15 protein-coding genes are annotated in these 12,442 nt (G+C 41.9%); 3 read left to right on the forward strand and 12 right to left on the reverse strand.

The window, feature by feature from the left end; all coding sequences use genetic code 11:
* Positions 1-152: 152 nt before the first annotated feature.
* Positions 153-479, reverse strand: a complete 327-nt coding sequence (locus tag NFR88_RS07075) for a PALP domain-containing protein (protein WP_251614493.1) — start codon at positions 477-479, stop codon at positions 153-155.
* 282 nt (positions 480-761) lie between these two features.
* Between NFR88_RS07075 and dapA the strand changes: the two genes are divergently transcribed.
* Positions 762-1,646, forward strand: a complete 885-nt coding sequence (gene dapA / locus NFR88_RS07080; protein ID WP_251614495.1) for a 4-hydroxy-tetrahydrodipicolinate synthase — start codon at positions 762-764, stop codon at positions 1,644-1,646.
* A 116-nt stretch (positions 1,647-1,762) separates the two neighbouring features.
* Here the strand turns inward: dapA and rpmF are convergent, their stop codons facing one another.
* From rpmF to NFR88_RS07100, 4 genes are all read right to left on the reverse strand, one after another.
* On the reverse strand, positions 1,763-1,942 hold the full coding sequence (gene rpmF / locus NFR88_RS07085; protein WP_160201360.1) for a 50S ribosomal protein L32: 180 nt from the start codon (positions 1,940-1,942) through the stop codon (positions 1,763-1,765).
* Positions 1,943-2,034: 92 nt separating this feature from the next.
* Positions 2,035-3,240: an acetate/propionate family kinase gene (locus tag NFR88_RS07090; RefSeq protein ID WP_160201359.1), complete on the reverse strand. Its 1,206-nt coding sequence runs from the start codon at positions 3,238-3,240 to the stop codon at positions 2,035-2,037.
* A 78-nt stretch (positions 3,241-3,318) separates the two neighbouring features.
* Positions 3,319-4,434, reverse strand: coding sequence for a tRNA(Met) cytidine acetate ligase (locus tag NFR88_RS07095; protein WP_161908453.1), 1,116 nt, complete (start codon positions 4,432-4,434; stop codon positions 3,319-3,321).
* Positions 4,435-4,466: 32 nt separating this feature from the next.
* Positions 4,467-5,378 (reverse strand): hypothetical protein, encoded by a 912-nt coding sequence (locus NFR88_RS07100; RefSeq protein ID WP_251614498.1) that lies wholly within the window; start codon positions 5,376-5,378, stop codon positions 4,467-4,469.
* A gap of 70 nt (positions 5,379-5,448) precedes the next feature.
* On the opposite strand from NFR88_RS07100, the gene NFR88_RS07105 reads away from it, so the two are divergent.
* Both NFR88_RS07105 and NFR88_RS07110 read left to right on the forward strand, forming a co-directional pair.
* Positions 5,449-6,126, forward strand: coding sequence for a LemA family protein (locus NFR88_RS07105; protein ID WP_160201356.1), 678 nt, complete (start codon positions 5,449-5,451; stop codon positions 6,124-6,126).
* An 11-nt stretch (positions 6,127-6,137) separates the two neighbouring features.
* Positions 6,138-7,091: a DUF3137 domain-containing protein gene (locus NFR88_RS07110; protein WP_251614501.1), complete on the forward strand. Its 954-nt coding sequence runs from the start codon at positions 6,138-6,140 to the stop codon at positions 7,089-7,091.
* A gap of 131 nt (positions 7,092-7,222) precedes the next feature.
* Here NFR88_RS07110 and NFR88_RS07115 read toward each other — a convergent pair whose 3' ends face one another.
* The 7 genes from NFR88_RS07115 to NFR88_RS07145 form a co-directional block, all read right to left on the reverse strand.
* The gene (locus NFR88_RS07115) at positions 7,223-7,783 is read right to left on the reverse strand and encodes a hypothetical protein (protein WP_160201354.1); all 561 of its coding nucleotides are present in this window, start codon (positions 7,781-7,783) and stop codon (positions 7,223-7,225) included.
* A gap of 13 nt (positions 7,784-7,796) precedes the next feature.
* Complete coding sequence (gene coaD, locus NFR88_RS07120; protein ID WP_160201353.1) at positions 7,797-8,282, reverse strand: pantetheine-phosphate adenylyltransferase; 486 nt, start codon at positions 8,280-8,282, stop codon at positions 7,797-7,799.
* On the reverse strand, positions 8,282-8,869 hold the full coding sequence (gene rsmD, locus NFR88_RS07125; protein WP_160201352.1) for a 16S rRNA (guanine(966)-N(2))-methyltransferase RsmD: 588 nt from the start codon (positions 8,867-8,869) through the stop codon (positions 8,282-8,284). The genes coaD and rsmD overlap by 1 nt, the downstream gene beginning before the upstream one ends.
* 182 nt (positions 8,870-9,051) lie before the next feature.
* The gene (locus tag NFR88_RS07130; protein ID WP_160201351.1) at positions 9,052-9,255 is read right to left on the reverse strand and encodes an alpha/beta-type small acid-soluble spore protein; all 204 of its coding nucleotides are present in this window, start codon (positions 9,253-9,255) and stop codon (positions 9,052-9,054) included.
* Positions 9,256-9,328: 73 nt separating this feature from the next.
* Positions 9,329-11,371, reverse strand: coding sequence for an ATP-dependent DNA helicase RecG (gene recG / locus NFR88_RS07135; RefSeq protein ID WP_160201350.1), 2,043 nt, complete (start codon positions 11,369-11,371; stop codon positions 9,329-9,331).
* Positions 11,358-11,774 (reverse strand): Asp23/Gls24 family envelope stress response protein, encoded by a 417-nt coding sequence (locus NFR88_RS07140; RefSeq protein WP_160201349.1) that lies wholly within the window; start codon positions 11,772-11,774, stop codon positions 11,358-11,360. Before NFR88_RS07140 ends, recG begins: the two co-directional genes overlap by 14 nt.
* A gap of 12 nt (positions 11,775-11,786) precedes the next feature.
* Entirely contained in the window at positions 11,787-12,305 is a 519-nt protein-coding gene (locus NFR88_RS07145; RefSeq protein ID WP_251614504.1) for a DMP19 family protein, read from the reverse strand.
* Positions 12,306-12,442: the final 137 nt, after the last annotated feature.

The following is a 12,442-nucleotide window of genomic DNA, read 5'->3' on the forward strand; positions in this document are numbered from 1 at the left end:
TCTTAAAATTTTCTTCTTTAGCAAATTGTATCATATTATTTTACCATTTATTCCTTGTGTTTTCAACACGAAAAGTCAGAAAAAGTATAATCAAAAACTGCCGATACAATTCAGGTTCTTGATATCGGCAGTTTTTGATTCTATTATACATTTTATGCAGAATGATTCACGCAACAAATACCAGAAGAATCATTTTTCCGCTCCATTAGTTCGAGAAGCAGACGACCATCGATATTTCCTCCGGAAATAATCAATGCTACATTTTTACCGCCGATTCTCTCCCTATAGTTCTGAACTGCAGCAACAGTAGTACAGCTTCCAGCTTCAGCAACAATTTTTTCTTCCATTGCCATAAAAGCAACAGCCCTCGCAATAGATTTCTCTGAAACTGCAATTAAGTCGTCCATACAGTCAATCACAGGCTGTATTTCTATGACCTGCCTGATATCCTCTTTACTAAGCACTTTGATATGATACATGTCTTTCACCTCTTTATTTATTTGGTATTCCGGAACATATTTGCGATAACGCCTTAAGAAAAAGAGCGCTGAACTTCATCCTCCGCAATAAAGCGGCCCTAGCAGAATGAAGTCCAACGCTCATAACCCTATACCCGGGGGTATAGGAAGCATCATCTTATTGAATTCGCTATTACATTAGCATATCTATTTTTTAATTGCAAGTTTTTTTACAATATTTTTTTAATTAACATTTTCCAGATTGAAAGAATATGATAAAGAAAAAAAGAAAGGAGTACTCCTATGTCAATATTTAAAGGTTCCGGTGTAGCCCTGGTTACGCCTTTTAAAGATGGCAGAATTGATTACGATGCCTTAGAACGCCTCATCGAATGGCATATAGAAGAAGGTACTGACGCCATCATCTCCTGCGGCACTACTGGTGAAGCCTCCACCTTAAGTGCTGTTGAAAAACTTTCCGTCATTGAATTTACAGTACAGAAAGTCTGTGGCCGCATTCCTGTTATTGCCGGCGCAGGTACAAATGATACATCCCATTCCATGTACTTAGCTAAAGAAATACAGTACGCTGGTGCAGACGGACTTTTAGTCGTAACACCTTACTATAATAAAGCAACCCAAAAAGGTCTGATTTCCCACTATAATATGATTGCCGACTACACTGATCTTCCAATCATCCTCTACTCTGTAAAAAGCCGCACCGGTCTCAATATCGAACCAGAAACCGTAAAAGAACTGAGCAAGCACCCTAATATTGTCGGTATCAAAGAAGCCAGCGGTGATATATCCCAAATTTGCCGAATTGCAGCTTTGTGTGGAAAAAACTTCGACCTATACTCCGGCAACGACGACCAGACCATTCCAATCATGTCTATAGGTGGTGTCGGCTGTATTTCCACAGTCGCAAACATCATTCCAAAAGACTATCATCAAATGACTGAAGACTTTCTAAAAGGCAGATATAAATCTGCTGCGAAGTTGCAGCTGAAAATGGTGCCTCTGATTCGTGCTCTGTTTGCAGAGGTAAATCCAATTCCTGTTAAGGCAGCGCTGCATATGATGGGCAAAATTGAAAAAGAGTATCGGCTGCCAATGTGCGAGCCTTCCAACCAAACCCTCTATCAACTCTATGACGAGATGGCAAAATATGGGTTAAAGGTAAAATAGTATCCTCTGTACATTAAAAAAGCGCCTACACACTTTGCATAAAATCTCTCAGAGCTTCGAAACTTTTTAATAAAAAAGAGCAGTCAAAAACTGCTCTTTTAAACACGTTATGAATCTTAAGCTTCAGCTACGACTTCTTTGCCATCATAGTAATTGCAATTCGGGCATACTCTGTGCGGAAGTTTCGGCTCGTGACACTGCGGACAAATAGAAAGTCCTGGTAATGCTTTCTTCATGTTCGGGGATCTTCTCTTGTCTCTTCTAGCTTTAGATGTTTTCCTCTTTGGAACTGCCATTGTCTACACCTCCTCGTTCTTCTGGTTCTATGCTAAACAAATAATTTTCGTCAACTCCTAAAGTATATACTTAAACGCTTTAGATGTCAACATTATTTTGCATATTTCTTTGTAAGATTGTAGGTGTCTCTTGCAATCATCAATTCTTCGTTAGTCGGAATCAACAAGAGTTTTACTTTAGAGTCTTCTGTAGAAACGATGGTTTCTTTTCCTCTTACCTTATTCTTGATGATGTCAAGTTTAATTCCCAGATTTCCTAAATCTGTACAGATTAATTCTCTCATATTCACGTCGTTTTCACCAACGCCTGCAGTAAATACAATTGCATCTACACCGTTCATTTCAGCAATGTAAGCACCAATGTAGAATCTCACTTTTCTAGCGAATACTTTCAGTGCTAATGCTGCTCTTTCGTTTCCTTCTGCAACTGCGTCCTCCAAATCTCTGAAATCGCTGGAAACACCGGAAATACCCAGTACACCGGATTTCTTGTTCAGGATTTCGTTGGTAACACCCTGCGGCAGGTTTTCTTTCTGTCTGATATAAGTTACGATAGCTGGGTCAATGTCTCCGCAGCGAGTACCCATTACCAGACCTTCCAGTGGAGTAAATCCCATAGAAGTATCGATACATCTGCCGTGTTTGATTGCAGATACAGATGCGCCGTTGCCCAGGTGGCATGTGATCAGCTTCAGGTCGTTGATATTTACGTTCAACATAGAAGCTGCTCTCTGTGCTACGTATTTGTGAGAGGTTCCGTGGAAACCATATCTTCTGATACCATGCTTTTCATAGTATTCATAAGGAATTGCATATAAATATGCTTCTGGCGGCATAGTCTGATGGAATGCTGTGTCAAATACACCTACCATCGGTGTATTTGGCATTAACTCTTTGCATGCAGCAATGCCGTATAAGTTCGGTGTGTTGTGCAGCGGCGCTAATTCTACACACTCTTCTAGTGCTGCGATAACAGCATCATCGATGATAACAGAATCAGCAAACTTTTCGCCTGCATGTACAACTCTGTGTCCTACTGCACCGATTTCATCCATAGATGCAATAACACCGTATTCTGGGCTCTGAATTGCGTCCAGAACCTGCTTAATTGCGTCTTTGTGATCGTTCATAGGGACTTCGGTCTTAACCTTGTCCATTCCGATTTTCTCATGTGTAATAACAGAACCATCCATGCCAATTCTCTCAACCAGCCCCTTTGCCAGCAGAGACTCGTTTGTCATGTCTAATACCTGGTATTTTAATGAAGAACTACCACAGTTAATTACTAATACTTTCATTCCAATCCTCCGTGTTTCTCTTGTTGTATAATCGCTCCAAAAATTATACACCTAAAACATTCCAAAATCAAGGAAAATTTAGATTTCGATATATGGTTTCATAATATAATCCGAGTAATCATACAAATCGCTTTTTGTGATAATGTTATACATGTCCGTAGCCAGAATGTCCTTATCTAGCGTATCTGCTATCTGCGGACAGTCTTTCAATTCTTTATTGATATTGGTCAGAATCGGCAGAATTGCACATTCCTTTTTTTTGACCTCTTTGAGAAACTTCGCACCTATATCATCCAACGCTAAAATTCTGATGTACTTGGCACTGCCCAGCACCGCCTGTTCGTCAATGTCCAGCAGAATCTGCGTCAATAACCTCGACACGCGGCTGTAGGTATAGACCTTGGACTTAATTCGCTCGATGAGCTGCTCCGTAGAAGATACATACCGAATCTCATTTTTCAGCTTGTTGCCCAGTCCTTCACCTGCTGAAAAAATTTCCTCAAGGCGCTTGCTGTCACTTTGCAGAATCTTGGCGCCAACAAGTTCCCAGTAGGAACGGTCAATTCGCTGAAATTTCTCAGGATTTTCCTCTCTCATTTCTTCTCTGATTAAAGTGGCAGACTGATGATATCCATAACCTCTGCGTTTCAGCGTATATGGCTCCATCGTCTTAATCTGTTTCAGATATTCGATTGCCAGAATATTATTGGGCTCCTTAATCAGATTCTCGTCAAACTCCGGACAAAGCTCCTGCACCGCAAGCTGTCTCGCTTTAGGATAGGAATGTCCCTGTTTTGTCAACATCTGAATCTTCTCGTGAATCTCCTCATGATGCGTATTTAAAAGCTCTGCCGCCTCAAGCAGAGCTGAAAGATCTCCGCTTTCACTGCCGAATGCAATAGTGTCAATACAGCCAAAGCCCTCCAGAATCCCTACGCCACCTTCTGCAAAATATTCTGCGCTGTTACCTGCAAAGACAGTGGGAAGTTCAACAACCAAATTAACACCATTTTTGACAGCATTCTCTGCACGGCTCCACTTGTCAGCAACCGCCGGTGTGCCCCGTTGCACAAAATTTCCGCTCATGACTGCTACACATATATCTGAACCGGTATCCTTCATGGCTTTTTCTATCAGATACTGATGTCCCTGGTGAAATGGGTTGAATTCTGCAATGATTCCTAAACTTTTCATTACGTTTACCTCTTAGTCTTTTCAATATACTTTTAGTATACCACAAAACTTCCCAAAGCAAAAGTCAGGATTGCACAAATCACGCCATGACTTAGTTTCATCACAAACAACTGGCGAAATGTTACATTGCAGCTGCGGAGCATGCTCATAGACTGCCCCATGACGGAAAGTCCTCCAAAAGTCACCACAAAAGCCGCCAGCGTAGTTTTGACAAGCGGTGCACACTGACACATGGCAAGACTGTTACAGCCCACCGTCATTTCAAGAAACCCCTTGACTAAAGCTGCAGCCTCGGCAGTCGGCAGAAAGCTCAGTACCCCGGAAAACTGGAGCAAATCAGTACCAATCATAAAAAGGATAATATAAGCCAGGATAATAGCAATTGCCCGAAAGCTGTCAATGATAGCGTCGGTCAGAATATTATAGTAAGTGTCCTGTCTAATAAATGCTTTCCGCCTTGGCGTACTCGCCTTTCCAGTAAGCCCTCCATAAAACAGACTGTTTATCAGAGCACTGACATAGTGACATACCGCAAGGAGCACGCCCAGCCCGTGAGAATGGAGAAACTCCACTCCCACAGCACCGATAAGAAAGGCTGGACCTGTAATCATGCTGTAGCTTAAAATTCTGTAAAGCTGCCTGTCGTCAATCATACCTTCTCTGTAATAATCCCCTGCTACCCTTGCGCCCATAGGATATCCAGATAAAACGCCCATAACAAAAGGATAAACACTGGGTGAAATTCGATTTACAACGCCGGTATGCTTCAAAAAATTTGCCGCAATAAAAAACGGCAGCAGCATTGGAACCACGGAGTTAAGCCACAGATTAATTGCCTCCTTTGACGCTGCCGCAGTAACCTCCGGATTCATAACCATAATTACACAGCACAGCACTGCGCTTCCTATTACAATTCTATTTTTCTCAAAAAATTTAAAACCCATAGTAGAGAGTATTCTCGCCGGCTTCCTTTTATGATATAATATCTTATCAACTTTTTTCAGGAGGGTAAAAATGGAACTTTATATCATCATAGGCGTCATAGTCCTGCTTTTCATCTGCTATATCCTCTGCTTTAACAAGGTGCGCAAGCTCCGTGTTAAGGTTGAAGAAGGCAGCTCCGGTATCGACGTGGCGCTGGAAAAACGCTTCGATCTTTTGAACGAAGAAATCGAAGCAGTCAAAAAATATTTAAACCACGAGCGCGAACTTTATAAAGATATCACGTCTTTGCGGCAAGGTACCGCCTTAGAAGAAAGAAAACTGGACAGACAAGAACATCTGTCAGAAGAAGCCTTAGACGCTATCAATACAGAAATTGACAGTCATGCAAACCGCATGGCGGCGCTTCGCAAGGACATGAAGCGGCAAAATCTATTAAATAAGAAAATCGGTCTGATGTCTGGTATTCACAGGGATCTTTCCGGTATCGGTTCTTCCGTCAATGCCCTTGCAGAGCAGTATCCAGTACTTTACTCCAGCATTTCCATGGAACATTTTCAGAAATCCATTTTCGATGCGGAAGAGCACCTGCAGGCTGCAAGAAGACTTTATAATGCCAATGCTTCGCTATACAATCAGGCACTGTCCGTCATACCTACCCTATGGATTGGAAAAATCCACGGCATGAAGCCAGCGTCCTTCTACGAAGTAGAGGAATCCAAGAAACAATTTACAGTAAATTTTAACTGAGGAGTGAAACGATGGAAAATCACGAAAATCATATTTCAGAAGAAGCACTTGAGAAACTTCGGCGCAAAGCAAAAGTCAGAACTTATGCGACCTACATACTGGCGCTTCTTGTGCTTCTCGGCTCCCTTCCCTGCTTTTACATGTTTTTAGAAGGCGAAGAGGACAGCACAATCCTTCGCATTTTAGAATCCGTATTCGGCTCTGCTGTCCTTTCCTGCGGCGCACTGGGACTCTTTTGGATAGTTCTTGCAAGAAGCGCCTATAACTGTTTTGACGAGACCTTTAAGACCCGTTATGTGCTGCCTCTCATCAAGACGCAAGCAGGCTTTTCCGACCTTCGATATGTGCAAAAAGCTGGCTTTGATTGGGACGAAATCAGAAATGCGGCTGTAGTTGCCTGCGGCGACAAAAAATACTATGAGAGCGAAGATTTACTCATGGGTAATTACGAAGGCATTCCCTTCAAGTTCAGCGATGTCACCACGAAACGAATCGTACACAGAAATAAAAAGAACCGTATTGAAGAAATCTTCAGCGGTCAGGTGTTGGGCTTCAAACAGTATGGCTTAAAAGAAAGCGACGGTCATCTGCAAATTTTCCAGAAAGAATTTCTTTCCAACATCAAAGGCTGGACTGCGGAACACAAAATCGAAACTGACAATGCCCTTTTCAATAAGAAATTTCAAATTTTTGCTGCCGATGAGCACAACGCTTACTATATTCTGACCCCGCAGCTTATGGAAAAAATTATCACTTTTTCTGACGCCATCGGGGAACAAATCGCGATTGCCTTTCGCGGTGGTTACATGTTCATCGCAATCTGCAGAGTAAGAAGCATGTTTAATCCATACGTGGATAAACCTGTCAGTGAACAAACCAAGCTGATTCTAGAAGATATTTCCATCCTGCAAAGAGCAAAGGAAATTCTTATAAAGCCTTCAGAGACTAATGAAAACGAAAGCTAAACAAGATCCCCTCCCTTCCGCGAAGCAAAACTTCAGGTGGTTGCCCGGAAACCTTGTTCTTTCAGACAATAAAAAACGAACCCCTTCCGTTTAACTTGATTGGGTTCGTCTTTTAGCTCACTTTTAATTGCTTACGCATCCTGCGGCTCGCTTCTCAGGATGACCTCATCTTCTCCTTTCTGGGTACGATAGGCCATCGATTTTATTTCATCACGGTTGCTCTGCAGCACGCCGCCGATTTCCTCAAAGGTCTTCTCAAGATTTGCATACATCTCGCCGAAATATTTCAGATTCAAATCTTCCATTCTGCCCTGCATATCGTAAAGCATTTTGTCTACGTAGTCATAAGTACGCATTTTCAGCACCCTGGCGTATTCCTCAGACTGCATCCTGATTTCTTCTGCCAGCTTCTGAGCGCGAAGCGTAATATCGTCATGCTCTACAAGATAATCTGCCTGTTTCTTGGCTTCCACGATTACCTTTTCGTACTCGGATTTTGCTTCGCTGAGAATTCTTTCCTTTTCGTCTTTTACCCATTTAGCCTGCTGCACATCATCAGGAAGACTGAGTCTGATTTCCCGCACAATTTCCAACAACTCGTTGGCGTCTACCATAATTTTGCCTGTCAGCGGCAAACCAGGGGCAGTATCGACGATATCTTCAATCTCTTCTAATAATTCTAATACTGTCATATAATCCTCCTAATTACTTGCTGTATTTTTCTTTTATCCTTTTCAAAATAATTTCCGGAACCAATCCGTCTACACATCCATTCAGCGAAACTACTTCCTTTATCATGCTGGAACTGATAAAAGAATACCTCGGACTTGTCATCAGAAATATCGATTCAATACCTTTGTCGAAAAGGCAGGCATTCATTTGTGCCATCTGAATCTCATACTCGAAGTCTGATGTTGCTCTAAGACCTCTAACCACTGCATCAAACTGATTTTTATTGACATAATCCGCTAGAAGCCCTTCAAATGAATCCACCCGGACATTATCAAGTTGTGCGGTCACCTCCTTAATCATAGCAACTCGCTCTTCTCTTGTAAAAAGCGGATTCTTATTAGGATTTACAATCACTCCCACTACCAGCTCATCAAACATCTTGGATGCTCTTGTAATGATATCCAGATGTCCGTTTGTCATCGGGTCAAAGGAACCCGTATACAAAGCTTTCTTTGTCATTATGCCTGTTCCTCCCCGTCATTGGCTTGCACAGCTTCTACAAAAGCGGCATGTCTGTAAATACTTACCATAATCTTGCCATATTTCTTTTCTTTTACTTTTATTAGATTGCCTGCCTGCTGCGGCACAGGGTCATGAACACCGTGTTCTGTTATTATTATACCTTCTTCGTCCAATAAATCAAGTTCATCTATCTGATTCAGGCATTTTTCATAAAGACCATCTTTGTAAGGCGGATCGATTAAAAATACCTGCACCTTTTCTTTTATTCTGCCGAGGGCTTTGCTGTAGTCTCCAGCAAGAACCACGGATTTATCTTGGGCAGTGCACTTTGCAATATTTACTTTTATCAAATTTAGGCTTTCTCTGGAATTGTCGCAAAAATAGCAGCGCTTTGCACCTCTAGACAGCGCCTCAAGCCCCAGATTGCCTGTTCCTGCAAAAAGATCCACGACCACAGCGTCCCAAATATCATTCATCAAAAGATTAAAAATCGCTTCTTTTACTTTATCGGTTGTAGGCCTTACATCGTAGCCGATTGGCGACTCAAGTCTGCGTCCCCTGTATTCACCGGTGATAATTCTCATATGTAATCCTTTCTGATTTTACAATCAGTCATAATGGTACTTTTCATGTTAACTATGAAATTATATCACAACTTCGCGCTCAGGGCAAACGTTTCTATCAATTAGAAGAAAAAGCAACGAAAAAGGACCATCTCAAAATAATTGAGATAGCCCCTTCTCCAGTGTGAGTTACAACGTAATCGTTATTTTCCAGCTAACTGCTGTTCAGCCATTTCTACAAGCTTCTTAGTCATATAGCCACCTACATAACCATTCTGTCTTGCAGTCATGTTACCCTTGTCAGCCTGTTCGTAGTTGGACAGACCCAGTTCGTTTGCAACCTCAGTTTTCAGGTTGTTTAATGCCGGTTTTACGTTGGCACTGTTTGTTTTCTGCTGTAAATTCATATCTTTCACCTCCTGTTTACGTTATTAATTTAACCCGTCAGGAGATTTATATGTCTTGTAATTTTTGGATAAATTACAGTTCCAGTTTTATGTCCTCGCCGAACATTTTCTGTATGCGCTGTTTCAGCTTTTGCAGTTCGCCCGCCTCAAGATTCGGATCGCTGTCAATGATTTTCTTCGCAGCGTCTTTCGCTTTTTCCAAAACATCTGCATGACGCACAAGGTCGCTTAAGTGCATTTCCGGAAGTCCGTGTTGTCTGGTTCCAAAGAGCTCGCCCGGACCTCTAAGCCGCAAATCCGCTTCTGCAATTTCAAAACCGTCAGTCGTGCTGCACATAATCTGATTTCTCTCTTTTGCTACTTCGCTGTCAGAGCCGCTTATAAGGAAGCAATAAGACTGATCGTCACCTCTGCCGACTCTGCCCCTTAGCTGGTGCAGCTGAGCAAGTCCAAAACGCTCTGCATTTTCGATGACCATAACCGTAGCATTGGGCACATTGATACCGACTTCGATAACAACTGTAGAAACCAGCACATCAATATATCCCTTTGCAAATTCCTGCATAATGAAATCTTTTTCTTCCTGTTTCATAGCGCCATGCACAAGCGCCACCTGAAAGCCCTTCAATTTGGCAGAAAGTTCCGTGTGAAGTTCCTCGGCAGATTTTGCGTCCACCTTCTCTGATTCTTCAATTAGAGGCGCCACCACATAAGCCTGTTTGCCGGCTGCCAGCTGCTTTTTCACAAAGCCGTAGACTCTGCCTCGTTCATCGCCATGAAACAGAGTGGTCTTGATGGCTTTTCGTCCTTTCGGCATAGTTCTAATCTGAGAAATGTCCAAATCTCCATAAAGAATCACCGCAAGCGTTCTGGGAATCGGCGTCGCTGTCATGACAAGAATATTAGGATTTTCCCCTTTTTTTGACAGTAAACTTCTCTGATTAACACCAAATCTATGCTGCTCATCTGTTATTACCATGCCCAAATTTTTAAATTTTACGTCAGGCTGAATCACCGCATGGGTACCAACCAGTACCTGAATCTCTCCTCTGCAAAGTTTTTCCAGCGTCAACCGCTTTTCTGCCGCTTTCATAGAACTGCATAAAAGACCTGTTTCTATACCGTAAGGCGCAAAATCCTTCGTCAGAGACTGTAAATGCTGCTTAGCAAGGAGTTCCGTCGGCGCCATCATAACGCTTTGGAATCCGCATTTTGCTGCTGCAAACATTGCCATCTCCGCCACCACGGTTTTTCCGCTTCCTACATCGCCCTGTATCAGCCGGTTCATTACTTTCTCGGAAACTAAATCTTTCTTCATATCTTCCCAAACGGATTTCTGCCCCTCCGTAAGCGTAAAAGGCAGGTTTTCGATAAACGGCTCAGCCTTCCCGCCGTCGATAACGATACCGCCGGTGTCCTTTCGAGTTTCATTTTTAATATAGAAAAGACCTGTTTCCAGCGTCAAAAGTTCATCAAAAATCAGTCTGAACTTCCCTTGCAGCATACGTTTTGCATCCTTTGGAAAGTGAATATTTTCCAGAGCAAAGGCTTCGCTTGCCAGTCTGTTTTCCTGAATAATTTCTTCTGGCAGCCATTCTGTCATATTCTCGTAAAGCACCGAAATCTGCTTCTGCAGTTTTCGGATTTCGTTCTGAGAAATGCCGGAAATTATTGGATAGACCGGAATAATCCCTCGAACATCTGAAGGGTCTCCTTTCTTGTGGAATTCCGGGTGTACCATCTGCATTCTGTCATAATTAGCAGTCACCCTGCCGTAAAAGGTATATTCCTGATTGATATTGAAAAGATTCGCAATATATCTGCCATTAAAAAAGACTACTTCAACAGTGCCAGTTTCATCGGCAACCAGCAAGGTCAACGGCGTATTTTTTTTGTATGGATTTCCTGAATAGCGTCTTGAAAGAATTTTGCCGCAGACCAGCGCATCTTTGCCTGTCTGCAAAGATTCCATCGGAATCACTTCTCTTCTATCCTCGTATTTTCTTGGAAAAAAGCATAGCAAATCTTCTAAGTTTTGAATGCCTGCCTTGACAAAGCTCTGCGCTTTTTTGGGACCGATGCCTTTTAAAGTATCTATTTTATCAGTGAGCTGCATATCGTTTAATTACCTCTAAATTTCTTCTTGCAATTTGTCTGGATTTTACGCCAGTAATACGAATGACAATCTGTCTCGGCTTCTGCCCCAGTTTCTTCTCAAGCTGATTTGCAATATCATCACCCAGCGCATCGGTCAGACTGCGAATACTGGTTCCAAATTTAACAATCACCGAAAACGCCAAATCCACACTTTCTCCGTCAAAACTTTTCTCAGTCTCGATATGACCCGCAAATTCGCTAATACTGTATTTCTGGTCATTACCAATCTGTCGTCCTTTTTTGGTTGCAGGAAAAACACGACCCGAACAAATTTCACTTTTAAAACATTCCGATATCACCTGAGCAAACATGATATTAGAAAGGGAAATATCACCTAATTCTGTTTCTTTTAATATAGTCAATGGAGCACCTCTTTAAATTTCTCTACCTATTTCCTGTTTTTTCATATACTCTGCCATTTTGTTACATAATGGCTCTTTTTCATATAATGCATAGTATGCGTCATCAAATTCGTCAAAAGGCTGACGTTGCAACTGCTCTGCATAATCTTCCAATCTCTCAATAGAATAGGAATCTAATTCTGTAAGATCTATTTGATTTTCTTCGCAAAAAGAATGGTACAAGTTATAATATTCGTCTGCACCGATTTCCTTTAAAGCTTCTCCAACATAAGGTGCAACTGCCCGACTGGAATTCACAAAAAACTGGCACAATCCCCCGTTCTGCACCTCCATGTCAAAATAATCCAGAATATAGAAAGTACGTAATGCGCCTCCGACGGATTCTAAACATTCCTTCGGTTCTAAACAAATAGTTTCCGCATAAATGATTGCTTGCACACCTTCATAGAACACATCATCATCTAAAGCATAAAATTCTTCTTCTGTCATCTCTTTGTATTTCTTTGCTTCAGCCTCCGCTTCTTTGATCATCTTTCTTGCAGCTAAAATATTTCTAATAATGCCCATGTTGCTTTCCTTTCCTGCATATTTGCATGTTATGTATAGTTTACCCTCCCAAAGAAACTATCGCAAGTATTTTCTGTTGCCAGCATGGCTTTCGGATTGTA

This window comes from Senimuribacter intestinalis, assembly GCF_943192965.1.
GTDB lineage: Bacteria > Bacillota > Clostridia > Peptostreptococcales > Anaerovoracaceae > Senimuribacter > Senimuribacter intestinalis.

Bases quoted from the DNA above. Each gene is read 5' to 3' on its own strand.
- rsmD (WP_160201352.1), bottom strand. From the start codon at position 8,869: ATGAGAATTATCACCGGTGAATACAGGGGACGCAGACTTGAGTCGCCA.
- NFR88_RS07130 (WP_160201351.1), bottom strand. From the start codon at position 9,255: ATGAATTTACAGCAGAAAACAAACAGTGCCAACGTAAAACCGGCATTA.
- NFR88_RS07095 (WP_161908453.1), bottom strand. From the start codon at position 4,434: ATGAAAAGTTTAGGAATCATTGCAGAATTCAACCCATTTCACCAGGGA.
- NFR88_RS07110 (WP_251614501.1), top strand. From the start codon at position 6,138: ATGGAAAATCACGAAAATCATATTTCAGAAGAAGCACTTGAGAAACTT.
- NFR88_RS07145 (WP_251614504.1), bottom strand. From the start codon at position 12,305: ATGATCAAAGAAGCGGAGGCTGAAGCAAAGAAATACAAAGAGATGACA.
- recG (WP_160201350.1), bottom strand. From the start codon at position 11,371: ATGCAGCTCACTGATAAAATAGATACTTTAAAAGGCATCGGTCCCAAA.
- dapA (WP_251614495.1), top strand. From the start codon at position 762: ATGTCAATATTTAAAGGTTCCGGTGTAGCCCTGGTTACGCCTTTTAAA.
- NFR88_RS07115 (WP_160201354.1), bottom strand. From the start codon at position 7,783: ATGACAGTATTAGAATTATTAGAAGAGATTGAAGATATCGTCGATACT.
- NFR88_RS07090 (WP_160201359.1), bottom strand. From the start codon at position 3,240: ATGAAAGTATTAGTAATTAACTGTGGTAGTTCTTCATTAAAATACCAG.
- coaD (WP_160201353.1), bottom strand. From the start codon at position 8,282: ATGACAAAGAAAGCTTTGTATACGGGTTCCTTTGACCCGATGACAAAC.
- NFR88_RS07100 (WP_251614498.1), bottom strand. From the start codon at position 5,378: ATGGGTTTTAAATTTTTTGAGAAAAATAGAATTGTAATAGGAAGCGCA.
- rpmF (WP_160201360.1), bottom strand. From the start codon at position 1,942: ATGGCAGTTCCAAAGAGGAAAACATCTAAAGCTAGAAGAGACAAGAGA.
- NFR88_RS07075 (WP_251614493.1), bottom strand. From the start codon at position 479: ATGTATCATATCAAAGTGCTTAGTAAAGAGGATATCAGGCAGGTCATA.
- NFR88_RS07105 (WP_160201356.1), top strand. From the start codon at position 5,449: ATGGAACTTTATATCATCATAGGCGTCATAGTCCTGCTTTTCATCTGC.